The sequence below is a fragment of the Leptolyngbya sp. FACHB-1624 genome, assembly GCF_047649235.1.
Lineage (GTDB): Bacteria > Cyanobacteriota > Cyanobacteriia > Leptolyngbyales > Leptolyngbyaceae > Leptolyngbya > Leptolyngbya boryana.
The window spans coordinates 4,659,770-4,683,814 of the sequence record NZ_CP180258.1 but is presented as its reverse complement, the minus strand read 5'-3'; the positions used below and the strand labels follow the sequence as shown (position 1 = coordinate 4,683,814).

24 protein-coding genes and 1 tRNA gene are annotated in these 24,045 nt (G+C 48.1%); 19 read left to right on the top strand and 6 right to left on the bottom strand.

Annotated elements, in window-relative coordinates; translation table 11 throughout:
* Nucleotides 1-159: 159 nt before the first annotated feature.
* On the bottom strand, nt 160-1,239 hold the full coding sequence (locus ACMUEV_RS22185; protein WP_190647362.1) for a hypothetical protein: 1,080 nt from the start codon (nt 1,237-1,239) through the stop codon (nt 160-162).
* Nucleotides 1,240-1,275: 36 nt separating this feature from the next.
* Nucleotides 1,276-1,947 (bottom strand): Npun_F0813 family protein, encoded by a 672-nt coding sequence (locus ACMUEV_RS22180; protein WP_017287047.1) that lies wholly within the window; start codon nt 1,945-1,947, stop codon nt 1,276-1,278.
* Nucleotides 1,948-2,223: 276 nt separating this feature from the next.
* Here ACMUEV_RS22180 and ACMUEV_RS22175 point away from each other — a divergent pair.
* A tRNA-Arg gene (locus tag ACMUEV_RS22175) sits at nt 2,224-2,296 on the top strand.
* 189 nt (nt 2,297-2,485) lie between these two features.
* Nucleotides 2,486-3,433 (top strand): DUF1517 domain-containing protein, encoded by a 948-nt coding sequence (locus ACMUEV_RS22170; protein ID WP_017287048.1) that lies wholly within the window; start codon nt 2,486-2,488, stop codon nt 3,431-3,433.
* A gap of 92 nt (nt 3,434-3,525) precedes the next feature.
* On the opposite strand, the gene ACMUEV_RS22165 is transcribed toward ACMUEV_RS22170, so the two are convergent.
* Nucleotides 3,526-3,978 carry a hypothetical protein gene (locus ACMUEV_RS22165; RefSeq protein ID WP_017287049.1) on the bottom strand — a complete coding sequence of 151 codons (453 nt, stop codon included), beginning with the start codon at nt 3,976-3,978 and terminating at the stop codon, nt 3,526-3,528.
* A 196-nt stretch (nt 3,979-4,174) separates the two neighbouring features.
* On the opposite strand from ACMUEV_RS22165, the gene ACMUEV_RS22160 reads away from it, so the two are divergent.
* From ACMUEV_RS22160 to ACMUEV_RS22145, 4 genes are all read left to right on the top strand, one after another.
* Nucleotides 4,175-4,354 carry a hypothetical protein gene (locus ACMUEV_RS22160; protein WP_190647360.1) on the top strand — a complete coding sequence of 60 codons (180 nt, stop codon included), beginning with the start codon at nt 4,175-4,177 and terminating at the stop codon, nt 4,352-4,354.
* A 141-nt stretch (nt 4,355-4,495) separates the two neighbouring features.
* Nucleotides 4,496-5,308, top strand: a complete 813-nt coding sequence (locus ACMUEV_RS22155; protein ID WP_190647358.1) for a carbon-nitrogen hydrolase family protein — start codon at nt 4,496-4,498, stop codon at nt 5,306-5,308.
* 146 nt (nt 5,309-5,454) lie between these two features.
* Nucleotides 5,455-6,420: a prolyl aminopeptidase gene (pip, locus tag ACMUEV_RS22150; RefSeq protein ID WP_190647356.1), complete on the top strand. Its 966-nt coding sequence runs from the start codon at nt 5,455-5,457 to the stop codon at nt 6,418-6,420.
* 242 nt (nt 6,421-6,662) lie between these two features.
* A complete protein-coding gene (locus ACMUEV_RS22145) occupies nt 6,663-6,962 on the top strand; it encodes a ferredoxin (protein WP_017287053.1) in 300 nt (99 codons plus the stop codon).
* A 126-nt stretch (nt 6,963-7,088) separates the two neighbouring features.
* Here ACMUEV_RS22145 and ACMUEV_RS22140 read toward each other — a convergent pair whose 3' ends face one another.
* Nucleotides 7,089-8,708, bottom strand: coding sequence for a SpoIID/LytB domain-containing protein (locus tag ACMUEV_RS22140; RefSeq protein ID WP_190647354.1), 1,620 nt, complete (start codon nt 8,706-8,708; stop codon nt 7,089-7,091).
* Between the two features lie 240 nt (nt 8,709-8,948).
* On the opposite strand from ACMUEV_RS22140, the gene ACMUEV_RS22135 reads away from it, so the two are divergent.
* The 5 genes from ACMUEV_RS22135 (at nt 8,949) to ACMUEV_RS22115 (ending at nt 12,655) form a co-directional block, all read left to right on the top strand.
* Nucleotides 8,949-9,209: a sulfiredoxin gene (locus tag ACMUEV_RS22135; RefSeq protein ID WP_017287055.1), complete on the top strand. Its 261-nt coding sequence runs from the start codon at nt 8,949-8,951 to the stop codon at nt 9,207-9,209.
* A 51-nt stretch (nt 9,210-9,260) separates the two neighbouring features.
* Nucleotides 9,261-9,737, top strand: coding sequence for a Dps family protein (locus tag ACMUEV_RS22130; RefSeq protein WP_017287056.1), 477 nt, complete (start codon nt 9,261-9,263; stop codon nt 9,735-9,737).
* Nucleotides 9,738-10,144: 407 nt separating this feature from the next.
* The gene (locus ACMUEV_RS22125) at nt 10,145-10,495 is read left to right on the top strand and encodes a DUF1815 family protein (protein ID WP_026148496.1); all 351 of its coding nucleotides are present in this window, start codon (nt 10,145-10,147) and stop codon (nt 10,493-10,495) included.
* A 156-nt stretch (nt 10,496-10,651) separates the two neighbouring features.
* Nucleotides 10,652-11,533, top strand: coding sequence for an alpha/beta fold hydrolase (locus ACMUEV_RS22120; protein WP_017287058.1), 882 nt, complete (start codon nt 10,652-10,654; stop codon nt 11,531-11,533).
* A gap of 207 nt (nt 11,534-11,740) precedes the next feature.
* Entirely contained in the window at nt 11,741-12,655 is a 915-nt protein-coding gene (locus tag ACMUEV_RS22115; protein ID WP_190647353.1) for a DMT family transporter, read from the top strand.
* 49 nt (nt 12,656-12,704) lie between these two features.
* Here the strand turns inward: ACMUEV_RS22115 and ACMUEV_RS22110 are convergent, their stop codons facing one another.
* On the bottom strand, nt 12,705-13,952 hold the full coding sequence (locus ACMUEV_RS22110; protein ID WP_190647351.1) for an aminotransferase class I/II-fold pyridoxal phosphate-dependent enzyme: 1,248 nt from the start codon (nt 13,950-13,952) through the stop codon (nt 12,705-12,707).
* 143 nt (nt 13,953-14,095) lie between these two features.
* Here ACMUEV_RS22110 and ACMUEV_RS22105 point away from each other — a divergent pair, with 143 nt between their 5' ends.
* From ACMUEV_RS22105 to ACMUEV_RS22075, 7 genes are all read left to right on the top strand, one after another.
* Nucleotides 14,096-14,914 (top strand): acyl-CoA desaturase, encoded by an 819-nt coding sequence (locus tag ACMUEV_RS22105; protein ID WP_190647349.1) that lies wholly within the window; start codon nt 14,096-14,098, stop codon nt 14,912-14,914.
* Between the two features lie 273 nt (nt 14,915-15,187).
* Nucleotides 15,188-16,804 (top strand): serine/threonine protein kinase, encoded by a 1,617-nt coding sequence (locus ACMUEV_RS22100; RefSeq protein WP_190647347.1) that lies wholly within the window; start codon nt 15,188-15,190, stop codon nt 16,802-16,804.
* A 70-nt stretch (nt 16,805-16,874) separates the two neighbouring features.
* Entirely contained in the window at nt 16,875-17,207 is a 333-nt protein-coding gene (locus ACMUEV_RS22095) for a DUF6825 family protein (RefSeq protein ID WP_017287066.1), read from the top strand.
* A gap of 34 nt (nt 17,208-17,241) precedes the next feature.
* Nucleotides 17,242-19,089: an AarF/UbiB family protein gene (locus tag ACMUEV_RS22090; RefSeq protein ID WP_190647345.1), complete on the top strand. Its 1,848-nt coding sequence runs from the start codon at nt 17,242-17,244 to the stop codon at nt 19,087-19,089.
* A 96-nt stretch (nt 19,090-19,185) separates the two neighbouring features.
* On the top strand, nt 19,186-19,911 hold the full coding sequence (locus ACMUEV_RS22085; RefSeq protein WP_017287068.1) for a PP2C family protein-serine/threonine phosphatase: 726 nt from the start codon (nt 19,186-19,188) through the stop codon (nt 19,909-19,911).
* A 298-nt stretch (nt 19,912-20,209) separates the two neighbouring features.
* Nucleotides 20,210-21,466 carry a methionine adenosyltransferase gene (gene metK / locus ACMUEV_RS22080; protein ID WP_017287069.1) on the top strand — a complete coding sequence of 419 codons (1,257 nt, stop codon included), beginning with the start codon at nt 20,210-20,212 and terminating at the stop codon, nt 21,464-21,466.
* A gap of 199 nt (nt 21,467-21,665) precedes the next feature.
* A complete protein-coding gene (locus ACMUEV_RS22075; protein WP_017287070.1) occupies nt 21,666-22,625 on the top strand; it encodes a glycosyltransferase family 9 protein in 960 nt (319 codons plus the stop codon).
* Nucleotides 22,626-22,739: 114 nt separating this feature from the next.
* Here ACMUEV_RS22075 and ACMUEV_RS22070 read toward each other — a convergent pair whose 3' ends face one another.
* Entirely contained in the window at nt 22,740-23,174 is a 435-nt protein-coding gene (locus ACMUEV_RS22070; RefSeq protein ID WP_017287071.1) for a pentapeptide repeat-containing protein, read from the bottom strand.
* Nucleotides 23,175-23,579: 405 nt separating this feature from the next.
* Here ACMUEV_RS22070 and ACMUEV_RS22065 point away from each other — a divergent pair, with 405 nt between their 5' ends.
* Complete coding sequence (locus ACMUEV_RS22065; RefSeq protein ID WP_017287072.1) at nt 23,580-23,990, top strand: hypothetical protein; 411 nt, start codon at nt 23,580-23,582, stop codon at nt 23,988-23,990.
* Nucleotides 23,991-24,045: the final 55 nt, after the last annotated feature.

Below are 24,045 nucleotides of genomic sequence, written 5' to 3'. Positions count from 1 at the left end.
CTGAAGCGATCGAGAAGGACGGGCAAATCCGAATTTTGCATTGGGAAACCAATGGCATCGATCGGGTTGTGACTTCGCTCACAAAGATTCTATGTATCTGTATTTCCCGAAAGGTAGGGCAAAAAAAAGGAGAAGCGACTTGCTTCTCCTTTTTTTGCTCTAAGCTCTTCTCCGGGAGCTACTCCGCCTCGATCGACTCAGATCAAACTCTAGCGCTGCGCCAATTCCAAAGAGCACGCCGCTAAATGTCCAGAAGATTTCGACTAACGCTCCACTCTGATAGTTTTCGAGTTGAGTGGTTGCGTACTTAAACCACATATCTGCGATATAAAGCGAAAATGCCGCTGCTGCAATCATTCGCCACGACTGCGAGAACCGTCCACCCCAGAAAGCAAGCAGCAACGTTGTCGCAATGATCAGAATGAACACATCCGCTAAAACGTAGAAGTAATCGAGAAAAGGTTTGAGCGGTTCGAGCTGGGTTTCAATCAGGACAACCCAAGCTGGAGCAGACTCTTCTGCGGGCTGTTCTTGCTTAGATTCAGTGGGCGCAGCCGTTGGTTTCGGAGCAGCCGGAGTCGCATTGATCACAGGAGAAGGCTTCGGAGCAGGAGCAGTCGTGGCTCTTGGAGCAGGTTTTGTAGGAGCGATTTGTGCCGGAGCCGTTTGTGCCGGAGCCGTTTGTGCAATTGCAGGTTCACCCAAGAGAGACTGCGTTGGCAGTTTTGCATTCGTTGCTAGAGTGAGCCAAGTTGCAAAAGCGATACTGATTGCTGCAATTAATCCAACAATTGCCCATTGCCAGAGATCCAAATTCAATCGGCGATCGGCAAACGCCATAATCATGCCCCACGACAAGAAGATATAAGTGGGAACAAAAAAGAAATCTCCAGGAGAAACCGCTGCCTCTCGTCCCAAATAAGTCTCCCAGAAGGTAAATAGAATCGTTCCGATGCCGTAGAACAGCATTCCTAAGCCAATCCCCAACCAAACGCGGCGACCACTCACGATTTGAGGGCTGTTCCAGTTCCTAAAACACAACATCGCCGCTGTGAAAAATGCCACAGCTTCAAACATTGAAGTGCCATAGGAATACCAATCCGGGCGACTTTGACCTGGATCTGGCACACTAAACAGTAAGGAAAACAGCAGGGCAAGGACTGCTAAGAGGATCTCTGAAAAGACGATCGCTTGAACAGAGAGAGTTTTCGAGGAAGATTTACTAGCTGAACTACTCATAAGGAATTTTCAACAAGGGGACGGTGTGCAAGGGGGTTAAGACCAGAGTTTGCCCGTGGGGGAATGACTCAGCCATTCCATAAATCGGCTGCGTTCGCCTTGCGGGAGATCTTGCAGGGCATCTAGAATACGATTGGAGAAAGATGATTTACCGAAATAGGCTTTTCCAAGACGGTGCAGTTCTTGTAGCAACACGTTGAGGAGATTCTCTTGCCAAGTTGGAGTCTGCAAACTGTTGAGGGGATTCACAGTCAAAAGTTGCTTGACTGCACTAGGAGACTCGGTTTGCGGAAATCGCCACTGCTGAAATACATGAGTGACATCTTTTTCAAACGAAGCCGCTTGCTTTGTGCCCATGAGATCTTCAATATCGATGTACATCGCTTGGAGCATCAACAAACAGGCTTGAGTAAACATCGCTGAAACCGCTCCCCCAGCGTCGTGACCACTTGGCTCATTGCCCAATTGATCGAGGCGGACTTTGCCCCAGATACTGTATCGCTCTGGTTCTTCAAGGAGAACGCAGGCTTTTCCTTGGTTGTCAGTTAAGTCTCGCCAGAAGGCGCGTGCATCTTCTTCCTGTCCAGCACTAAAGACCTGGATCAGGCGAAACGTTTGCCCTTGGTAGGACAAGATAGGAACTTTTTGATCGCGTTTGGGGTGCTGAATGCTGCTGATCTCAACATCCTGCCGTTTCAGAATGAACATAAAGCGGCTCAGGGCTAGGGGGTAGGGCACTGACGTTGTTCGTCATTATGCCTGGGATTGTGTCGATCGACACTCAAGATAAGATCGGATTTGGGACAAACCGCATCGAATCGGTTCACTTTCTTGAATTCCCCGTTTTGTGCCTCGACTTCACATCTGCTTGATAAAATCTTGTTGCGATCGTCAACAGTACAAGGTTAAAAATTTATTTTGATGTCGTTTCGCTGTCTTAAAATTGCCTTCCGCCGTTATATTGGTAAATGACTTGATTTTTTTGGATCCTTAGCTCAGTGGATAGAGCAACCGCCTTCTAAGCGGTCGGTCATTGGTTCGAGTCCAATAGGATCCGCTTTTTTAGCGCGTGCGTTTAAGTACGGTTATCTCCCCTGAAACCCTTCTCTTGGGACATTCTCAACCCATCGGGAACGCGATACAGTAGATCTGTTAGCTTAAAACTCTGTAACGAAATGTTAAAGCAGAGTGCCACCCAACCGGACTGAGACAGATCCTTGTCCGGGTAAGAGATGAGGATAAACTCATGAAACTTTCAAACCTATTTAAAACGTTGATCCGACCTGTGCTTGCGATCGCGCTCGTCTTTACGCTGGTTTTTAGTCAAGCAGATAATGCAATGGCAGCGAGCGGCGGACGGATTGGCGGCGGATCGTTCAGAATGCCGTCTCGTGGGTATTCCTCACCGGGTCGTACCTATGCGCCTCCTGGAGGCGGGGGCTATTATCCGGGTGGGGGCGGCGGATTCTTTCCGTTTGTTTACTTCCCCTTCTTTGGAGTCGGTGGCGGATTTGGCGGATTGTTTACGCTGTTGATTTTTATCTCGATCGCGAGCTTCCTCGTCAATAGCTTCCGCCGGGCAGGTGACGATAACGAATTAGGATATAGCAGCACACCGACGATTTCCGTTGCGAAAGTGCAAGTTGGTCTGTTAGCCGAAGCGCGGGAACTCAAAGCAGATCTCGATCGCATTGGTGAAAAAGCAGATACCAGTTCTTCGGAAGGCTTGGCGCAAGTCTTGCAAGAAGCTTCACTGGCACTGCTTCGCAACCCCCAATACTGGGTCTACGGCACAACAGAAGCGAAGCAAACGCGATTAGAAGCAGCAAGTGGTGAATTTAATCGGTTGGCGTTGTCGGAACGGAGTAAATTCAGTGCTGAGACGCTCTCGAATGTGAATAACCAGTTGAAACAGGCTTCGTCAAGTGCACTCACCTTGGCAGACAAGGATTCAGCATTAGCAGAGGCTCCAGGAGAGTATATCGTCGTGACGCTGCTGGTTGGAACTCAAGGAAAGTTGCAGCTTCCAGAAATTAACAGCGCTGAGGATTTGCGACGATCGCTGAGTCAATTGGGAAGTGTTTCGAGTGATCAATTGTTGGCACTGGAAGTATTATGGACACCTCAAGCTGATGGTGATGTTCTCACCCGAGACGATCTTCTGGCAGAATATCCCAATCTAAAGCTGGTTTAATGTGAACGAAAAAAGGCGGGCTAACTTCCCGCCTTTTTATTGATCAGATTCTTCTTCAAGTTGTGGATATCCTCTACGAGGGCATTCATCCGCTACCATTCTTCACGATCGTCGAATCGAAATAATCCCCAATCGACCGCTTCTTTATCAGGACAGGTTTCAACGCCTTCTCCCATTCCATAGGGGTGCATTCCGCAGACTAAAAAGCTTTCCCCATAATACTGACCGTGAAAATGACGGCAGCCGACACAAGCAGAGTGTTGCGTCAGCATCGGTTCAACGGTGCGAGTAATTGGCTGAGTCACTTCATCGATCGCGCCTCCTATCCCGAAGTAAGCTTCCAGAACCGGACTGACTAAGTGCGTGAGATATTCCTCAACTTCATCGACAAAGGTTGTATTGATTTGAACTGAAACTTCTTCAGAGAATTCAACAAATTCAGACATCGCCTCAGTGGCATTTTGAGCAACATCTAAAAAGAATTCTTCCACTTGATTGACGAACGTTTCTAACATCTCAGTTAAGTCCTTTTGCCAGTCATTCATGACAGATCCAGTCCGGGTTTGTTACAAGGGAAATCATTTACTTAAGAAACCGATCATAACTTGAACTCAAACCCTTGACTGTGAAGGAATCTTACGCTTCTGATGAGCAGATAAATTGAAATGTAGCTTTTGTTAGAGGGCAGAATCCGCGCTCAATTTTAGAGTGAAGATATCAATTTTTGAGTTGGAGAAAGAAATGAATCGGGCTGTAACTTCGCTGCTATTGATGACCTTGCTGTTAGTGTTCGTGATTTCGCCATTCTCTGCGTTGGCAATGTTGATGATGTTTTTGGTGGTCGGCGCGATCGTTGGAATTATTTCTTCAATCGTTCAAATTGTTTTGCACCATAATCCTCAAGAGCGATCAGATTCATAGAAAACTTACAGCGATCGGGATCAACGCGGTCTAAAGTATTAAGTGAGCAATTTCAAATCCTGAGATTGCCCACTTAAAGCTGTTTTAAAAGCCCGGTACGATTTAGAGCCATTTTGAGCGCAAAACCCGTGAGTTGATCCCATGAAGTCTTATTTAGCTGCTGCTGTGCAAATGAACAGCTTGCCCGATCTGCAAAAGAATTTGGCGCAAGCAGAAGAATTGATCGAGATTGCAGTTCGACGAGGTGCAGAATTAATCGGCTTGCCTGAGAATTTTTCGTTTCTCGGAGATGAAGAAGGAAAAATTGCGCAAGCAGACGCGATCGCCGTTGAAAGCGAAAAGTTTCTCAAAACAATGGCGCAACGTTTCCAAGTGACAATTCTAGGTGGCGGTTATCCTGTCCCTGTTGAGCCTGGGAAGGTCTACAATACGGCGTTGCTCGTTGCTCCGAATGGAGAAGAACTTGCCCGTTACGAAAAGGTTCACCTGTTTGACGTGAATTTGCCCGATGGTAATACGTATCGGGAATCGGCAACTGTCGTTGCAGGAACAAGAGTCCCACCGATTCATCCTTCCAAGGATCTCGGAAATATCGGTTTGTCTGTTTGCTATGACGTGAGATTTCCCGAGCTTTACCGTCAAATGACTCAGCTTGGCGCAGAAGTTCTGTTTGTTCCGGCAGCCTTTACGGCGCATACCGGAAAAGACCACTGGCAAGTATTGTTGCAAGCAAGAGCGATCGAGAATACCTGTTATGTGATTGCCCCTGCCCAAACCGGACGACATAATTCTCTGCGACAATCGCATGGACACGCCATGATTATTGACCCGTGGGGCGTGATCTTAGCAGATGCCGGAGAAATGACTGGAGTCGCGATCGCGGAAATTGCACCCGGTCGATTGGAGCAGGTGAGACGACAGATGCCTTCGTTGCAGCATCGGGTGTTTAGTTGATTGGCTTGCAGAAGTAGGGAGTGGGGAGTGGGGAGTAGGGTAATGCAAGCTTTGTGAAAAGGTTTGTGAAGAAGAGATAGAAGGAATGCTTCGACTCCCCACTTCCTACTCCCCACTCCCCACCCCACTTAACTAAGGAAACCCTCATGCGCCAACTCTATCCCGCGATCGCACCGTATCAATCCGGAATGCTCCCTGTTGCCGCTCTGCATACGATCTACTACGAGCAGAGCGGCAACCCCAATGGAAAGCCAGTTGTGTTTTTGCATGGCGGCCCTGGGGGCGGCACAATTCCAACCTACCGCCAGTACTTTGATCCGTCGAAGTGGAGAATTATCCTGTTTGATCAGCGAGGAGCCGGAAAAAGTACGCCTCATGCTGAACTCAGAGAAAATACAACCTGGGATTTGGTCAGCGATATCGAGAAACTGCGATCGCATCTGAATATCGATCGCTGGTTTGTGTTTGGCGGGAGTTGGGGCAGTACTCTCTCACTCGCTTACAGTCAGACGCATCCTGATCGCTGCTTAGGATTGATTCTGCGTGGGATCTTTCTGCTGCGCCGTAAAGAGATTCTTTGGTTCTATCAAGACGGCGCAAGCTGGATTTTTCCTGATGCCTGGGAGCACTATTTAGAGCCGATCCCGCCCGAAGAACGAGACGATATGATTTCGGCTTATTATCGTCGGTTGACCAGCGAAGATGCAGAGATTCGCTCAACTGCGGCGAAAGCTTGGTCAGTCTGGGAAGGCACAACCAGCCGATTAATTGTTGATCCAAGTTTGCAGAGTAAATTTGCCGACGATGAATTTGCCGACGCATTCGCCCGGATTGAGTGTCACTACTTTATCAATCGAGGATTTTTTGAAACCGACGATCAGCTTTTGCAGAACTGCGATCGCATTGCTCACATTCCCACAGTGATTGTGCAAGGGCGGTATGATGTCGTCTGCCCCATGACTTCGGCATGGGCACTTCATAAAGCTTTGCCAGAGTCGGAATTGATTGTTGTGCCCGATGCAGGACACTCCATGATGGAAGCTGGAATTCTGAGTGCATTAATCGATGCTACGGATAGATTTGTAGCGCAGAAAACCAATGGAAAAATATAGGGGTAGAGGATTGTAACTCTCGATTGCGCCCGATTGATCGTCCTATAAGTATAAGTAGATTCAATCATGGTGATTTATTAGGAATCACGTTCAGCGATCGCGCCAAATAGCGGGTTTAACTCGCAAGTTTTCCCGTAGTATCAGAATTGGAACGAACTTGGTTACTCAACTATTGATTGGGAAAACTTAAGTCTCGGAATTTTTGGCAAATTTGCCGCTTCTACAATAGAGAGGATCACCGAATGCCTAGTTTTAAGGTCACATTAATCAACGAAACTGAAGGGCTGAACACCACGATCGAAGTACCTGATGATGAGTACATCTTAGATGCGGCTGAAGAGCAAGGCATTGACTTGCCTTACTCCTGCCGTGCAGGTGCTTGCTCAACCTGTGCAGGTAAGATCACTGCTGGAACTGTTGACCAATCTGATCAGTCGTTCTTGGATGATGATCAAATTCAAGCAGGTTATGTGTTGACCTGTGTGGCTTACCCCACATCGGACTGCACGATCTTGACTCATCAAGAAGAAGATCTCTACTAGTTCTCAGCAAAACAGGGAGCCACGTTCCGCTTCTCACGTTCGTTCTCCCCGTCTTAGTGATTTCTAGTGTTTTAAGCAGAACTCTCGATATGAGAGTTCTGTTTTGTTTTGGCACGATCTCAGCATCTAACGAGCAGAGGTTTGCTCAGTGGAATGATCACGCCAGATCGTGATCGAATTATTGATTGGCTGTAACTGGGTTCCAGGGAAATAGAAGCTGAGAATGCGATCGCTCGACCATCCCAATCGACCCAAGTTGTACGACCCAACTTGACTCATCCCAACTCCATGTCCAAATCCACCCCCGGTAAAGATAAAGCCCTTGACTCTGTTTTTATCCATCCAAGCATCGACATGAAATAGAGTACTCGCAGGCGCTTCAAATACCGTTTGAATATCATCTTTTTCAAGCTCGATCGTGCCTGCATCAGTGATGATAGCGGATTTGAGAATGCGTCCTCCATTCGATCGCGCTAAAACTTTGATGTTTTGAATCGTCTTGAAGTTTGTCAAGGGGTGACGAATTGCAGTAAGGTACTCGCGAAGCTCTTGATTCAATTGCGCCATTGGCACTTCATAGCGCCAGCGGAACATATCCGTTCCATCTTCGTTAAATCCCTTCTTCTGCTTGAGAAACTCGCGGAAATTGCGCTCATCGGCAAGGGTGCGATTTTGTATATCCCACATCGGTTTGACAGAATCTACGACTGTTCTAAGATAGGGACGATCCCAGCCGTGCCAGATATCGTTAAAGCCAGAAGTGACCCCGCCACTCGTTGACGAGTACACAGCATCCACCAGTTCATTTTGGTAAGTCAACACCAACCCGCGCGTTGCGGAGATCGCTTTATCGGTTGAAGCTGCTGCCCCATCTAAGCCCCGGTAAACCTGGCATTGAGTGGTGGCACAGAGTTGATAATTGTCGATCGCAAATCGCCGTATATTTCTCAGAGCATAGGTTCGCGCTAAGACCGCTTGCGCTTCTAGAACAGGTTGCGGTGCCCATGTTCCAATTTCATGCGGGACAACCCCTCTTAGATAAGTCTCAATCCCAACAAAATTCACTAAGGTGTAATTGCCATAGGCATTGGGTTGAATTCTGAGTGCGCCACCGTAGGGACGGTTAGGATTGTCATCTTTTTCTCGATCGACTTGAATCACATTTGATCCCGATGAGATATCCAGGACATCTCGGGTATATCGAAACCCATTGATCACCCAAGTTGGGCGAGGCACTTCTTTCATCGTTCGACTTTCAATCCGTGCGGTTTGAATGCCTTTGGCTTGCAAGCTTTGCAGCAGCAACCGTCGGAGTAACGGCGTATTATAGACCTCTCGTTTTGCCCAAACTTGCCAACGTTCCGGTTGAGCAATTTCAACTTCAATTCCTTGTTTTCGCCATTCCTGAGCCTGATCTTCAGCAGATTCAAAGCTGCGATGGGTACTAAACACAACGCGCTCATCGGTCACAGGTTCAGGCAGAGACTGTGTTGCAATCTCCAGCTTCAACTCCTGAGCCGTTAACGTTTCAGGCTTGCCATTCGTATCAAATCGAACCGTTAAGCGATCTCCCGGATTCGCTTTGAGCGTCAGAGTATCTTTGGCGCGATCGCCGAATCGTTGCACAATTCCAACCTGGATTCCAACGTCCTGTTGTGCAGCAGCCGGTGTAGCAAACCCAATCAAACAAGTTAAACCAAGAGCGATCCGGGTCAGGGGTTTAAGAGAAATGAATGTCAGAGCCAAGGGGGTCAAGCCTCCGATTCGCGAGGTGGCATAGGTGAAAATCTGTAATCGATTGTAGTGGGATTTCCCAAGATCAGCTGTGTGTCATCAATTTTCGTCATCGTGTTCTTCTGCTCCGGAGATCCATGCAAAAGCTACATGAGCTGAAACACTTGTCCAGATTTGAGCAACTTCACACAATTGATTGCAAGTCGTAGTCATTATGAGTATGATATAGAGGTCAGGTGAGGACAGACATTTATGAGAATTGAAGAAATCCCCATCCATCAGATTCGCCGTCCTTTATTTCGACAAAATGACCAAGAGAAAGTCAGAGATCTGATGACCTCGATCGCTGAAATTGGACTTCAAGAACCGATCGATGTTTTAGAAGTAGACGGACAATTTTACGGATTTTCAGGCTGTCATCGCTACGAAGCTTGTAGCCGCCTCGGACATGAAACAATTTTGTGTCGCATCCGACGTGCGCCAAGAGCGGTTCTTAAGCAACATTTAGCCTAGAGATCAAGTTTGCTGCGAGATAATTTAAGTTAGACAGATCAGGAGAAAACTATGGTAAGTCAAGTGTCGATTGGAATTGAAGACACCAAGCGTCAAGAGATTGCAGAAGGTCTATCGCGATTGTTGGCGGATACCTATACGTTGTATTTGAAAACTCATAACTTTCATTGGAACGTCACGGGTCCAATGTTCCAAACCTTGCATTTGATGTTTGAGACGCAATATACCGAACTGGCGTTAGCAGTCGATTTGATTGCTGAGCGAATTCGGGCACTGGGATATCCTGCTCCCGGAACCTACAGCGAATATGCTAAGCTAAGCTCGATCGCTGAAACTCCTGGCGTTCCCAAAGCTCATGACATGATCAAATTGTTGGTCGAAGGTCAAGAAGCCGTCGTGAGAACCGCTCGATCGCTCTTTCCTTTAGTCGATGAAGCGAATGATGAACCGACTGCGGATTTGTTAACACAAAGAATGCAGGTACATGAAAAAACCGCTTGGATGCTGCGGAGTTTGTTAGAAGCTTAATCAGGTTTGCCAAGCCTTCAGGACTGAGATTCTGAAGGCTTGAGTTTGGTAGAAACAAAATCTACCGATTGAGAGTCATGCATTTCCTGATTCAGTCATTAGAATGTGCACATAGTTAATTAGCACTGAAGGCTCGGTTTCTCCACATTTTGCGACACAACACCTTTCAACCTTGCTCCCAAGGCAATTGGTAAAAAAGATTAAGAATTGCATCGTTTCTTAGACTTGTTGCGTTCGCTACTTTGGGGTTCAATTCAGTCAGTTAACATGGCAAAGACTGAGTATAAGTATCGGATTTAACATTGTCTGGAATGCTGATCTCCGTGAGGTGGAGATATTAGCAGCAAAATTAGCGGTGAAAGATTAAGAAAAGGTTTAGAATCATATGTGGTGATTGGAGGACAATTGTGTTCTTAAGACTTGCAGAACAGCACCGTCAATTCGTCAAAGACTTGGTTATGAATCTCCAGGCTTTGGCAACCGTATTGGAGAACCGGGGATATCTGGCCTCCTGTTATACCTGTGGCGGTCAAATGAATAGCGCATCGTTTATGGTGAGCCTCGGCAACAACCATCTGATTCGATTTTTGGTGTCCGATTACGGCATTACCTGGACGGAAATGAGAGACGATCGCGAATTGATGAAACTTGAAGGAGCCGAGGCAATCAGCCAGCTTCAAGAATTAGCGAATCTGGTGAAATATCAGATCAAGCCCTCTGAGTATCGTCCTACCGCAGCGGTAGAAAGCGTAATTTAGACTGGGATCGGTTGCCTAGTCGTGATCCCCTCATTTCTGTTGGTGCGCTTTCAGTGAGATAATTCAACAGAAAGTGAGGCGCATCCTTGCACAAAACCTGGTGCTCCTCATCGTGCATCGTTTTACAGCGCTTTGTGGCTGTTGTGTAAGGGTACTATGGTTTCTGATTCAGCTTGGCAGCATCAATTCATTGAAGCGAATGCGATTCGCTTGCACTACGTGACGCAGGGAGAAGGAGAGTTAGTCCTTCTGCTACATGGATTTCCTGAGTTTTGGTATTCGTGGCGCTACCAAATTCCAGCTTTAGCAAAGCATTTCAAGGTGGTTGTTCCAGATCTTAGAGGCTACAACGATTCAGAAAAGCCAAAGAGTGGATACGATCTTGATACATTGAGTACCGATGTTCGGAGTTTAATTGAGCGATTGGGCTACTCGCGTGCTCACATTGTTGGGCATGATTGGGGTGGCGCGATCGCGTGGCGATTGGCTCAGCAGTTCCCGAATTTTATCGATCGATTGGCATTATTAAGCGCTCCCCATCCGCAGCGATTTGCCAAAGATTTGCTCAGCAATTTGGATCAGTTGCGGCGGAGTTGGTATGTGTTGGCGTTTCAGGTTCCCAATCTGCCGGAATGGCTCATTCAGTTAAATCTGAGAGAATTTGTGCGCAATATGTTCCAGGAGCAAGCGGTGCGGAAAGGCGCGTTTACTCAGGAGCAGATTCAGCAATATCAAGCGGCGTTGCAAAAACCAGGAGCACTGGCGGCAGCTGTGAATTCTTATCGGCAATTATTTTTGTCGGGGAATTGGATCGATTGGATGCGATCGCCGGATCCGATTTCTGTACCGACTCTTGTACTGTGGGGTGACGAGGATTCAATTCTCAGTCCAAAATTGATGGATGGAATTGAGCAGTGGATTTCAGCTCCATTTCAGTTCAAGCTGATTCCACACTGTGGGCACTGGATTCAACAGGAAGCTCCTCAGACTGTGAATCGAGAATTGCTGCAATTTCTGCGCAGTCCCGCTTTGGCATAGCTGCTAATTTAACGAAAGCCCAGTGTGCCTAAAATATGATCACGTCAGCGATCGCCAATCCTCATAATTTTGGAAGCAGCGAGTCTCGTGCGATCGATTCGGCTTGGAAAGATTTCGGAAAGGTCTTTCATTAAAATCTAGCCTTTTCGTGGCTTGAGCAACGCTGCCTTTTAATCTGTTGGCTGCCCGGCATGGAACTGATTTAGAATGCGAACCCGTCAGGAAGCGAAACGACTGCACACTCAACTGACGATTGTTTTAGCGATCGGGATTCTCTCCGTCTCAACCGCTGCAATTCTGATTCGACTGGCAACAAACACTGCTGGAACTTCCACGGTTGGATTTAGCCTGGTTTTAGCAGCATCTCGATTATCGATCGCGGCTTTCACCCTGATTCCCACCTGGCGATCGTTTCAACCGAGTTCACCAACTGCTGTGAAATTCGCAATTGGAGCAGGGATTGCCTTAGCGGTGCATTTTGCAGCTTGGATTTCGTCTTTGTCGTTTACGTCGATCACCGCTTCAACAACATTAGTCACGACCAATCCCATTTGGGTCGCGATCGTCAGTTGGATTTGGTTCAAAGATAAACCGAGCCGAGCGACATTCTGGGGCATTGCAATCGCCATGATCGGCGGAATGCTAATCGGGTTCAACAGTACAAGCCAAGGAGGAACCAATCCCCTGTTAGGAAATGGACTGGCGATCGTTGGAGCTTGGGCAGCAAGTTTCTATTTATTGCTAGGAACAGAAGCGCAACGACAAGGATTGAGCGTGAAAAGCTATATTGCGATCGCTTACAGCGTCGCTGCGATCGCGCTGTTTCCTTTGCCGTTTTTATTTGGGGCATCTTATCTCGGCTATCCCAGTGCCACGTATCTCTGCATTCTCCTTCTGGCGATCTTTCCGCAACTGATTGGACATACCAGCTTTAACTGGGCAATGCGGCATCTGCCACCCACGATCGTCACGTTGATAATTTTGCTAGAGCCAGTGGGATCGACGATTTTAGCGATCGCATTTTTCCGAGAACTCCCTGGAATACAGGTGATTTTTGGCGCGATCGTCTTATTAGTCGGTGTAGCTGTGGCAATTTTAGGGAATTCTGAAAAAGTGTCCTGATTTACATGGAACCTTCGGTATAGGGAATTGGTAGATGCACCCTGATTAATTACCCCTGACTTCGGTCGGGGGTTTTTTGTATGGCAGCGATCGCATCTTCTAGCGCGATCGCTACGTGCGTCCAATGTGTCCCACCCTGGCAAAACACAACATACGGTTCACGTAATGGACCATCGGCAGAAAATTCCGAAGTGCTGCCATCGATAAACGTTCCGCCAGCCATCACAAGTTCGCTCTCATACCCAGGCATTCCAGAGGGAACCGGATCGAGATACGACCCGATCGGAGAATTTTTTTGAATCGCACGACAGAAAGCAATGATCTTTTCAGGCGAACCCAATTTGATTGCTTGAATCACATCGCGTCGAGGAGCCATTGGAGCCGGATTAACGGGATACCCTAATTTGTCAAACACATAGGCTGTAAGGTGATTTCCCTTCATCGCTTCCCCAACCATCTGAGGCGCGAGAAATAATCCCTGGAAGAGCAGGCGATTTTGCTCTAAAGTTGCTCCGCCTGAGCTACCAATTCCTGGAGCCGTTAACCGACAAGCCGCCATCTCGACTAAATCGGCTCGTCCTGCCACATACCCACCCGTTGTGACGATCGTGCCGCCCATATTTTTGATCAGCGATCCTGCCATCAAGTCGGCTCCAACAGCGGTCGGCTCTTGATCAGCGACAAATTCGCCATAACAGTTATCGACAAAGCAGACCGTATTGGGATTTTGTTCTTTGACGATCGCAATAATTTTCTCAATTTCGACGATCGACAAACTGGGTCGCCAGGAATACCCACACGATCGCTGAATCGACACTAATTTCGTCTCGGGTCGAATTGCCTGTTGCAGCGCGTGCCAATCGATTAACCCATCCGGAGTCAGTTCCAACTGTCGATAGGAAACGCCTAAATCTTTGAGTGACCCTTGATTTTCGCCTCTTAACCCGATGACTTCCTCTAAGGTGTCGTAGGGCGCGCCTGCGACACAAAGCATTTCATCACCGGGACGAAGCACCCCATAGAGCGCGGCAGCGATCGCATGAGTGCCTGAAACAAATTGGACTCGAACGATCGCCGCTTCGGCTTGGACGATTTGGGCAAAGACGCGATCGAGAACTTCTCGCCCCAAATCATCATGACCGTAGCCTGAAACACTTGCAAAATGGTGAACGCCCACCCGATGATCACGATAGGCCGTCAGCACCCTTTGTAAATTTTTCTTGACCTGGGAGTCAATACCAGAAAAAATTCTAGTTAGTGCTTGTTCCGCTTCTTCTAGCAGGATCGAGCCGTTCATGTCCGCCTCATTGATTAAAAGTTACAATTGATTAAAAGTTACAGTTAGAGATTGCGCTTTCCCGAACTGATCCGGGTTTTGGCAAACCGGGTCTTACATTGTCGCGCAAATTGAGCATCATAGTTCCGTTTAGAGACTCTTTCATGACTATTGCAACTTCCGAAAAACTGAAAATAGACTATCTCACCACAGGTTTCATGGTGGCGATTCACATCGGCGCTTTGTGTGCCTTTTTGCCAGGAAACTTTAGCTGGAGTGCAGTTGGATTAGCCGTTTTCTTGCATTGGCTGACCGGAGGACTCGGAATTACGCTGGGCTGGCATCGCTTAATGAGCCACCGCAGTTTCCAGGTTCCTAAATGGTTGGAGTATACGCTGGTATTCTTTGGCTCTCTTGCAATGCAAGGGGGACCGATCTGGTGGATTGGGTTACATCGTCATCATCATCTTTATTCTGATCAACCCAACGATCACCACGATTCGACCAAAGGCTTCTGGTGGAGTCACATGGAATGGATGCTGCGCGACGTTCCAGCCGAAAATGAAATTCCTAAATTCACGAAAGACATTGCAGATGATAAGTTCTATCAGTTTTTAGAGAATTATTTTGCGCTGTTGCAGGTTGCACTGGGCGTGTTGCTTTATGCGATCGGGGGTTGGTCTTTTGTAACTTGGGGCATTTTTGTGCGCTTGGTGCTGGTTTATCACTGCACTTGGCTTGTGAATAGCGCAACGCACAAGTTTGGCTATCAGACTTATGATTCTGGCGACAACTCTACCAATTGCTGGTGGGTCGCAGTTTTGGTGTACGGCGAAGGCTGGCACAATAACCATCATGCGTTTCAGTATTCGGCACGCCATGGTCTGAAATGGTGGGAAATTGATATCACCTGGATGACGATTCGTACGCTGGAATTGCTGGGTCTTGCGACTAAAGTGAAGTTGGCGGAAGACAAGGCTTAGAAAGAACTCCTAGCTTAGGAGAACTGCATCAATATCTATAGAAAATCCCGAATGTGTCGTTTAATGCGATCATTCGGGATTTTTGATGTCAATTCGCACTTTGAAAATGACTTGAGAATGAGAAATCGTAGTGTGCGATTGCCGCTTAGGGCGATCCATTTGAAGACGGAAAGAGCAACCTTTATTTTTTCGATCGTAAAAACCTATCCGGAATGTTGGGAATTGTCCTCGAAGGGGTTAGCATGATTTGGATTGCGTGCAGGAGCTGTCAGGATGAAATTGCAGATGGGTGCAACCCTTCAGAATGGGAAATATCAGCTAAATCAATTTTTAGGGCGTGAAAGTTTAGGCGCAACCTATATCGCGACTCAAACTCTGCTGCAACAACCCGTTGTGATCAAAACCCTCGATCCCAGCCTGCAAGTCACTCAAAGCTTCCCGCACCTCAAAGCACGCTTCATCGAAGAAACTCGTCTTCTCGCTCGCTGTCAGCATCCGAGCTTAGTCCGCATTCTTGACTTCTTCGAAGAAGATCACCTGCCGTTTCTGGTCATGGATTACATTCCGGGTCAGACCTTACACGATCGCGTTTCTACGACCAGCGCGCCACCCCTAACGGAAGCTGAAGCCATTCATTACATGCGGCAAATCGCTTCAGCGTTGAGCGTTGCGCATCGTGTCGGATTAGTTCACCGCAATATTCGCCCCGAAGCGATCGTGCGTCGGCAAGGCACAAATCTGGGTATTTTAGTTGGATTTGGACTAGCTCACGATGTTGCCATTCCAGACCTACTGCCAGACAATCCTTTTGCCCCACCTGAACGCAACTGGAGCCGAGACAATCCATTCGCGATCGATCTGTACTCACTCGCGTCAACCCTCTACTATCTCCTCTCAGGACAGCCTACAAACGGTACGCTTTCCCTCGAACAATACTCGTGGAGTCCTGCAACGAAACAAGCCATCTTCCGGGGACTAACGCATGATCCTCAATGGCAAGTCCAGACCGTTGACGAATGGCTGCGGCTCCTCCCCAATACAACGCTGCCTTTAATGTCAGTAAACACGTTGCAAGCACAACCTCTGTCCGTCCCCTCCAAATCATCCAATGGCAACAATGGCAGCCTGTCCAGCGGTCATGCTCTCCCACCCATTCCTGCCGCAAATGTAACCGTTCCTCCTGCTCCGGTCAAAGTTTCACTCCCTGAACCTCCCACTCATCCTGCAATAGTGAACTCTTCAACCGTGAACTCTCCAACCGTGAATCCTTCAGCCGCGAATTCCAGAGCAGGTGCAGCAAAGCTTGCCGTTCCGGTAAAGGCAGCAATTGTGACTCCAAATCGCTTGCCAAAATTCTTAATGTTCGCGATCGTCACGGCAGGCGCAATCGGCTTAGGGTTTGGAGTCACCCTCCGGCTCAGTGCCGCTAAAGCTCCGGGAAGCAGCATTCTGAATCCAGTTCAACCCTTTGCAGAAAAAGACTGGAAAGGCACATTAACCCCCAACGACCGCGCTGATATCTTCACCGAAACAGCAGGAAGCGCCAAATCTTCTAGCCCTTCTCAAAACTATATTGATCCTGAAGTTGATCAACGTTCCGCTAGCCCATCCCCCAACCTGCGAAAAGAGCCAGCATATCCTTCACCCATCCAGCCTCGCTATCCGCGATCGCAGAGCAACCCGATCTCCCCAGCGCCGATTCAACCTGCGCCTGTCAAACCTGCTCCAGAACCCGTAGAAACCGCTCCAGAACCGAGCGATTCCCTGCCTATCGAACCTGTTACCCCGCCAGTTACACCTCCTGCACCTATCGAACCTGCCCCGGTCAAACCTAGCACTCGTGATATCGAACCGGCTCCCCCACTTCCACGATCTGATCGTGGAGAATAATCGGTTGCGCCTTGCTCTCTCAACGTCGCACGCTATAATTCAGGCAGCGCGCTAGTAAAGTAAAGGGTTTATGAGTACTCCATTAGTTCATGCTTTCTTTGTCGGTCGAGCGATCGCGGAAGTTGTCTACGAACGTCTCGAAACAGGCGTGACCGAAGCCTTGAGCGAACTCGGTAAATTTGATGCCGAGCAGCGGGAAAACCTGCGGCAATTTGTCGATGAAGTGGTGGAACGGGCACAGCGCGAAGAAGCGATCGCGACTCAAGCCAGCACAACTACCACCATCGTTCCCACGGACTTACAAACAGGTGGAGATCTGCAAGCAACGATCGATGATCTGCGAGCAGAAATCGCCGAATTGCGGTCTGAACTTCAGCGGTATCGCACTCGTTCTAGTCAATAATTCTTGAAAGATTTCGTTTTAGTTGAGAAATTGCGTGTCTGTTTCTTCAAATGACTCCAGTTCGCCTTCGGTAGAGCCAGTCACGCCTGAGCAATCCGAGCAGCGCGATCGCCCTAATCTGTCTGACGTTACTGAGCTAAAAGCCTTGTCTCCTGCCGATCATCGCATTCCTGAGTCGCTTCCCCGTCGTCGCAAACCCCCAGAAGTCTCGTATTCCGGCAAAGCCTACCGTTGGAATCGCGAAAAATATTCGCGACAACGGCGCTTTATCGACATCTGGGCATTTGTGCTGAAACTGATGGGAGCAAGATGGCTCTACACCAAGTCTTGGAGCTACCGAGGCGGGGTTAGTGATGCCAAGAAAGCGGCGCGGCGGCAAGCTTTGGCGATCTGGATTCGAGAAACGCTGCTCGATTTAGGTCCAACGTTTATCAAAATTGGGCAGTTATTCTCAACGCGTGCAGACTTGTTTGCCGCCGAATTTGTCGAGGAGCTTTCTAAACTCCAGGATCGTGTGCCTGCTTTTAGTTACGAGCAAGTTGCCACGATTATTCAGCAGGATCTGGGCAAATCGATCGAAGAACTGTATCGGAGTTTTGACCCCATTCCCCTCGCTGCTGCAAGTCTGGGACAAGTTCACCGCGCGCAGCTTCATTCAGGTGAAGAAGTGGTCGTCAAAGTGCAGCGTCCAGGCTTGCGGAAGCTGTTTGAAATTGATTTGCAAATTCTCAAAGGAATTACACGTTATTTTCAAAACCATCCAGAATGGGGAAAAGGGCGCGATTGGTTAGGAATTTACGAAGAGTGCTGCAAGATCCTGTGGGAAGAAGTCGATTATCTCAACGAAGGACGCAACGCGGACTCATTTCGTCGGAATTTTCGAGGAGAGGATTGGGTGCATGTCCCTAGAGTCTACTGGCGATATGCCTCTCCGCGAGTTCTAACCCTGGAATATATGCCAGGCATTAAGATCAGCCATTATGACGCGCTTGAAGCTGCGGGACTCGATCGCAAAGAACTGGCGCAATTAGGAGCTAAAGCGTATCTCCACCAATTGCTGAATGACGGCTTTTTTCACGCGGATCCTCATCCTGGAAATATTGCAGTCAATCCAGACGGGGGGCTGATTTTCTATGATTTTGGCATGATGGGGCAAATTAAGCCTGTCACGCGCGAGAAATTGCTCGATACATTCTTTGGAATCGCTCAAAAAGATGGCGATCGCGTGGTCAAATCTCTCATCGAACTGGGCGCGCTTTCTCCAGCAGACGATATGGGACCCATTCGGAGATCGGTGCAGTTCATGCTCGATCATTTCATGGACAAACCGTTTGAAGAACAATCCGTGGGAGCCATTAGCGACGACTTGTATGAGATCGCTTACGATCAACCCTTCCGATTCCCCGCAACGTTTACCTTTGTCATGCGAGCGTTCTCAACCTTAGAAGGGGTCGGAAAAGGTTTAGATCCAGACTTTAACTTTATGGAGGTTGCAAAACCGTTTGCAATGCAGCTTATGACCAATGGAAATTCTCCCGATGGTGGACTCTTAAACGAGTTGAGCCGTCAAGCCGCACAAGTTGGCACGACTGCTTTTGGGCTACCTCGTCGCATCGAAGATACTCTCGATAAATTAGAGCGCGGTGATATCCGAGTCCGGGTGCGATCGACCGAAACCGATCGCATCTTACGGCGGATCAGCGGTGTGAATATGGGCACAAACTATACCTTGCTCGCTAGCGCTTTCACCGTATCTGCCACAATTTTATTGGTCAATCATCTCTATTGGATTGCCGGAATTGTTGCGGTTGCAGCTGTAGTTAGCGGCATTGCCCTGATTCGATTAATGATGAAACTCGATCGATTTGATCGAATGCCTTAAATTTTGGTGTGATTTAGGGCGAGATGTGAATAATTGAATGAGAGCAGCAGATTGACTGCCGCTTTAACTGTCTTCTACCCTCGCGCTTGAGAACTCATGAAACGCTTTTTCACTGCCGGGATGACTGACACGGGATTAATCCGATCAGTTAACCAAGATGCTTACTATGTCGATCCAGAAGAGCGATTCTTCATCGTGGCGGATGGCATGGGTGGACATGCAGGTGGGCAAGAAGCCAGTCGAATCGCGATCGAGACGATGCAAGCATTTCTTGCTCAGCAGTGGGAGACTGACCTCGATTCTGCAACTCTTCTCCGTCAAGCCGTTTTAGAAGCGAATCAAGCCATCCTCAAAGATCAGCGGTTGCATCCAGAGCGATCGGATATGGGCACGACCGCTGTTGTTGTCATTTTCAGAGATGAAGAACCGCTCTGTACTCACATTGGAGATTCGCGCCTTTATAGGCTGCGCGGAGCCAAGCTCGATCAAATTACTGAAGATCACACCTGGGTTGCACGAGCGATGCGGCTCGGCGAACTCACGCCTGATCAAGCGAGGGTTCATCCGATGCGACATGTTTTAGCGCAATGCTTAGGTCGCCCAGACTTGGAATTTGTAGAAATTCAATCGCTTTCGGTGCAATCCGGCGATCGCTTACTGCTTTGTAGTGATGGACTGACGGAAGAATTATCAGACCAGCTCATCGCAACCCATTTAAAAACGATTCGAGCTTGTGAAAAAGCAGCAACCGCTTTAATCAATGCAGCAAAAGATCGCGGTGGGCGAGACAATATCACGGTTGTAATTGTTGCCGTTCCGTAGTCAGGACAAAATTCAACATTTTCCTGGGGATCGCTCTACGGATCCGGAAAAACAGAAATAGACCATAATATGAGTAACAATCGTGCAGGATTTCAAAGACTACATGAAGATGTAGTTTGAAGATAGACCTTTTTACGTGATATTGCTAGGATGCTTGCACGTAGATTAGAACGGTTCCGATCCACTTGGCTCTTCCAAGCAATTGCTTCGGCTATTGTTTGAGAACTAAGTGGTGTAATTTCCGCAACTGTACTGACTTCTAAAGTACTAGACCCTTAAGCGAGAGAGGAAACCACCCTTGACCCGTCGTTATTTTTTCACTTCCGAGTCCGTAACTGAAGGACATCCCGACAAGATTTGTGACCAGATTTCTGACACGATTTTAGATGCAATTCTCAGCCAAGATCCAAGTAGCCGAGTTGCCGCTGAAGTAGTTGTAAATACTGGACTTGTATTGATCACTGGTGAAATTACCACCAAAGCGAACGTCAACTACATTGACCTTGCCCGCAAGAAAATCGCTGAGATTGGTTACACTGGCGCAGAAAACGGTTTTAGTGCAAATAGCTGTGCGGTGATGATTGCCCTCGACGAGCAGTCTCCTGACATTGCTCAAGGCGTTGATACCGCTCAAGAAAGCCGTGAAGAACTCAGCCAAGAAGCACTCGATGCGATCGGGGCTGGTGATCAAGGGATTATGTTCGGGTTTGCCTGCAACGAAACTCCCGAACTGATGCCCTTGCCGATTAGCTTAGCGCACCGGATTTCCCGGAAGCTCGCAGCGGTTCGCAAGACAGGTCAACTCCCTTATCTGCGTCCAGATGGTAAGACGCAAGTGACGATCGCTTACGAAGACGATCGCCCGGTTGGAATTGACACGATCCTCGTTTCGACACAGCACACTGCAGAGATCGATGGCGTTACCGACGAAGCTGCAATCCAAGAGCGCATCAAAACCGATCTTTGGGCATTGGTAGTTGAGCCTTGTTTTGCAGATATCGACATCAAACCTGATAGTGAAACTCGCTTCTTGGTCAACCCGACTGGCAAATTTGTCATTGGTGGTCCTCAAGGCGACTCTGGTTTAACCGGACGGAAGATCATTGTCGATACTTACGGTGGCTATTCTCGTCACGGTGGCGGTGCTTTCTCTGGAAAAGACCCCACAAAGGTTGACCGGAGTGCAGCATATGCTGCCCGCTATGCCGCGAAAAACATTGTGGCAGCAGGCTTGGCTGAGAAATGTGAAGTGCAATTGAGTTATGCGATCGGGGTTGCTCGTCCGGTGAGCATCATGATCGAAACCTTTGGCACAGGCAAAGTCAGCGAAGAAGTCTTGCTGGAATTGGTGAAGACTCACTTTGAACTGCGTCCTGCCGGAATCATTCAGACATTTGGATTACGGACTGCACCGGGCGATCGCGATGGTCGTTTCTATCAAGATGTCGCAGCTTATGGTCACTTTGGTCGTCCTGACTTAGAGCTTCCTTGGGAGCAAACCGATAAAGCGGCTGTCTTGAAAGAAGCTGCATTATCGATGACCGCAGTTGGCTAAGATTTAGCCTTCTCATCCCCTTTAGCCTCTAGTGAGACTCTCGTTCTTCTAGAGGCTTTTTTATGATTGAGTTCCTGTTTCCTGAGACACATTCAATCGATTTCGCTCAGAAATACAATTAAGCTGAATTTCGTTCTTTCTTTGAACGATTTCTTCCCGTAGAATTAAGGGCGGAATGCAGCCTTACAATAACTGTCTTATGAGAATTCTTGCCCTAGTGCCTGGCGGCATTGGCGATCAAATCCTATTTTTTCCAACGCTGGATGATTTGAAGGCGACTTATCCTGATGCCCAAATCGATGTGGTCGTGGAGCCAAGGGCAAAGGCAGCGTATCGCGTCTCTAAATCAGTCAGCGACACAATTTTGTTCGATTTTAGTGGCAGCAATAGTTTGGCAGATTGGGGAAATTTGCTCGGGGTGTTGCGCGATCGCGAATACGATATCGCGCTTTCTCTTAGCCCAGGTTGGGGCACTGGATTTCTCTTATGGCTCAGCGGCATTCCAACCCGAATTGGATTTAGTAGAAGTTCAGCCACAGAGAGATTTCTGACTCAGGCAGTCGAGTTTAGACCGGAGCAATATGAAGCCGCAGTCTATCACGACATTTTGAAGGGATTAAAGATTGATAAACCGTTAGGCGAACTTGCAGTCAGTGTGCCAACGAAAGACTTGGAATGGGCAGATGCAGAGCGCAAGCGGCTAGGACTGCAAGATGGCGGTTATGTTCTGATGTATTCAGGTGCGGATACACAGAAGAAGGGACGTTTGAAGTCTTATCCGATCGAGAATTGGCAAAAAATCATTGCAGATTTCAAGCAAAAGCAGCCGGAGCTCCCGCTTGTTCTCATCGCAGATGAAGAGAATGCAGCACTGGTCGCTGAATTGATCAAACTGTGTCCTGGAACCAAAACTTCTGCACCTGAAAATATGGGGCAACTGGTCGCCATGACCGCTGGAGCCAGTCTAGTTCTTACTACTGATGGCGCACCTATGTATGCGGCGATCGCGGCTCAGACGTTTACCTTGGCATTACTCGGCGAAACGGAACCTGCGAAGATTTTGCCAAAGAGCGATCGCGTTTTGGGCATCAAGTCGCCGACTGGAAAGATGGCAGACATTGCCCCGCAGATGGTTCTCGATCGCGTTTGGGGAGGATAGGTCGTTCGCTCGGTTAGCAGCATCTGAAGCGTTGAACTGAGCCGAATCGCAGCGAATTGAGAAGATTTGGCTCAAATAATCCTCAGTTCTGATTAGGGCATTCTGGTGAACTGATTAGTATTCGCCGCCTGCTGCAATGCCACTGCCGTAGACTTCAGCGTTCTGAATGTTGATGCCTGTCAGGATTGCGCCGAATGTTTCTGCATTGTAGAGACGCGCGCTTGACAAGTTGGCATTGGTTAAATTTGCACGATCGAGCGATGCATTCGTCAGGTTAATCCCGCTCAGATTTGTATCTTTGAGAATCGCACCTGTGAGATCTGCGCCTTCGAGATTTGCACCTGTGAGATTTGCGCCTGTGAGGTCTGCATCTCGGAGATCAGCGCCTAAGGCATGCAGTTCTTTTAAATCTGCACCTGTCAGATCACACCCGGAACATGCACCCGTTTGAATCAGTCGTTGGACATGTTGTGGATTTTCTGCTCGGATTGGAGCCGCGATCGACAGAGCAGTCGCACAAGCTAAAGCGATGCCAACTTTTGCAAACATAGCCATATCCTCCCAGAATCCGTAAGAGCAGTTTTATAAATCGAGTTCGTGCAGAGTTATATCAATAACTTCAAGACTATGAAATCGGATTCCAGAACGTCTCCCTCGATCGATAGGAATCTTGTCTCATTGAAGTTCGCCTAAAGTGCAATGCAGCGAATTTGCACTGGCTGGATTGAAGTTCTTGAACTGCCTAAGAAGCTCTATCTGCCTTAATTCTGCCAAATTTTCCTGTCCTTCGGGGAATTTCTCAACTTATCCTCACAATTCGGACAATTTAGTTCACTTGTTTTTCTCGAAGGCAAGTGGATGGATTGAGAATTGCCATGCTTGTAACACTAAACAGATATTAAGTTTGGTAAAATCAACTTTAAGTAATGTAAAAGTTAGAGGCGAAGACATCTCATGACCGGGTTTATCCGTGGGTTCTTTTCAAAACCAACATCGAATGAAGCTGAAGCATCCGCACCTGTAGAGCGCCCGAAGCGAGAGAAGGCTGTTCGTCCTGAGAAAGAAGGCGGTGCTTTCTTTTTAGATTCCAATGAAGCGCAAACGTTTGGCAACTTGGAATACATGAAGACCTCGAAGAAAATCAGACGGACTTTCCCAAAAACTGTGGACAGCCCAGAAGAGAAAGAGTTTATTCAAGAACTTTCGGCAATGGATCGCATCGTCAATGGCAAGCCTGAAACGAATGCGGCTCCGATCGTTGAAAGCAGTCCTGCCGAGAGCAAGACCGCTGAGAGTACTTCTCGGCGCACGGCTGGATCAGACATGGACATGTTCCTCAAGATGGCGAAGGACATTAAAAAGTAGAATGGGGTGCTTTTCCTGATAGATTGAGCGTTGTAAACGCCCAGGAGTCAGGAAT

Bases quoted from the DNA above. Each gene is read 5' to 3' on its own strand.
- ACMUEV_RS22180 (WP_017287047.1), bottom strand. From the start codon at position 1,947: ATGTTCATTCTGAAACGGCAGGATGTTGAGATCAGCAGCATTCAGCAC.
- ACMUEV_RS22065 (WP_017287072.1), top strand. From the start codon at position 23,580: ATGACCGGGTTTATCCGTGGGTTCTTTTCAAAACCAACATCGAATGAA.
- pip (WP_190647356.1), top strand. From the start codon at position 5,455: ATGCGCCAACTCTATCCCGCGATCGCACCGTATCAATCCGGAATGCTC.
- ACMUEV_RS22070 (WP_017287071.1), bottom strand. From the start codon at position 23,174: ATGTTTGCAAAAGTTGGCATCGCTTTAGCTTGTGCGACTGCTCTGTCG.
- ACMUEV_RS22165 (WP_017287049.1), bottom strand. From the start codon at position 3,978: ATGAATGACTGGCAAAAGGACTTAACTGAGATGTTAGAAACGTTCGTC.
- ACMUEV_RS22145 (WP_017287053.1), top strand. From the start codon at position 6,663: ATGCCTAGTTTTAAGGTCACATTAATCAACGAAACTGAAGGGCTGAAC.
- ACMUEV_RS22105 (WP_190647349.1), top strand. From the start codon at position 14,096: ATGACTATTGCAACTTCCGAAAAACTGAAAATAGACTATCTCACCACA.
- ACMUEV_RS22160 (WP_190647360.1), top strand. From the start codon at position 4,175: ATGAATCGGGCTGTAACTTCGCTGCTATTGATGACCTTGCTGTTAGTG.
- ACMUEV_RS22075 (WP_017287070.1), top strand. From the start codon at position 21,666: ATGAGAATTCTTGCCCTAGTGCCTGGCGGCATTGGCGATCAAATCCTA.
- ACMUEV_RS22085 (WP_017287068.1), top strand. From the start codon at position 19,186: ATGAAACGCTTTTTCACTGCCGGGATGACTGACACGGGATTAATCCGA.
- ACMUEV_RS22095 (WP_017287066.1), top strand. From the start codon at position 16,875: ATGAGTACTCCATTAGTTCATGCTTTCTTTGTCGGTCGAGCGATCGCG.
- ACMUEV_RS22100 (WP_190647347.1), top strand. From the start codon at position 15,188: ATGAAATTGCAGATGGGTGCAACCCTTCAGAATGGGAAATATCAGCTA.
- ACMUEV_RS22170 (WP_017287048.1), top strand. From the start codon at position 2,486: ATGAAACTTTCAAACCTATTTAAAACGTTGATCCGACCTGTGCTTGCG.
- ACMUEV_RS22185 (WP_190647362.1), bottom strand. From the start codon at position 1,239: ATGAGTAGTTCAGCTAGTAAATCTTCCTCGAAAACTCTCTCTGTTCAA.
- ACMUEV_RS22135 (WP_017287055.1), top strand. From the start codon at position 8,949: ATGAGAATTGAAGAAATCCCCATCCATCAGATTCGCCGTCCTTTATTT.
- ACMUEV_RS22120 (WP_017287058.1), top strand. From the start codon at position 10,652: ATGGTTTCTGATTCAGCTTGGCAGCATCAATTCATTGAAGCGAATGCG.
- ACMUEV_RS22110 (WP_190647351.1), bottom strand. From the start codon at position 13,952: ATGAACGGCTCGATCCTGCTAGAAGAAGCGGAACAAGCACTAACTAGA.
- ACMUEV_RS22115 (WP_190647353.1), top strand. From the start codon at position 11,741: ATGCGAACCCGTCAGGAAGCGAAACGACTGCACACTCAACTGACGATT.
- ACMUEV_RS22155 (WP_190647358.1), top strand. From the start codon at position 4,496: ATGAAGTCTTATTTAGCTGCTGCTGTGCAAATGAACAGCTTGCCCGAT.
- ACMUEV_RS22130 (WP_017287056.1), top strand. From the start codon at position 9,261: ATGGTAAGTCAAGTGTCGATTGGAATTGAAGACACCAAGCGTCAAGAG.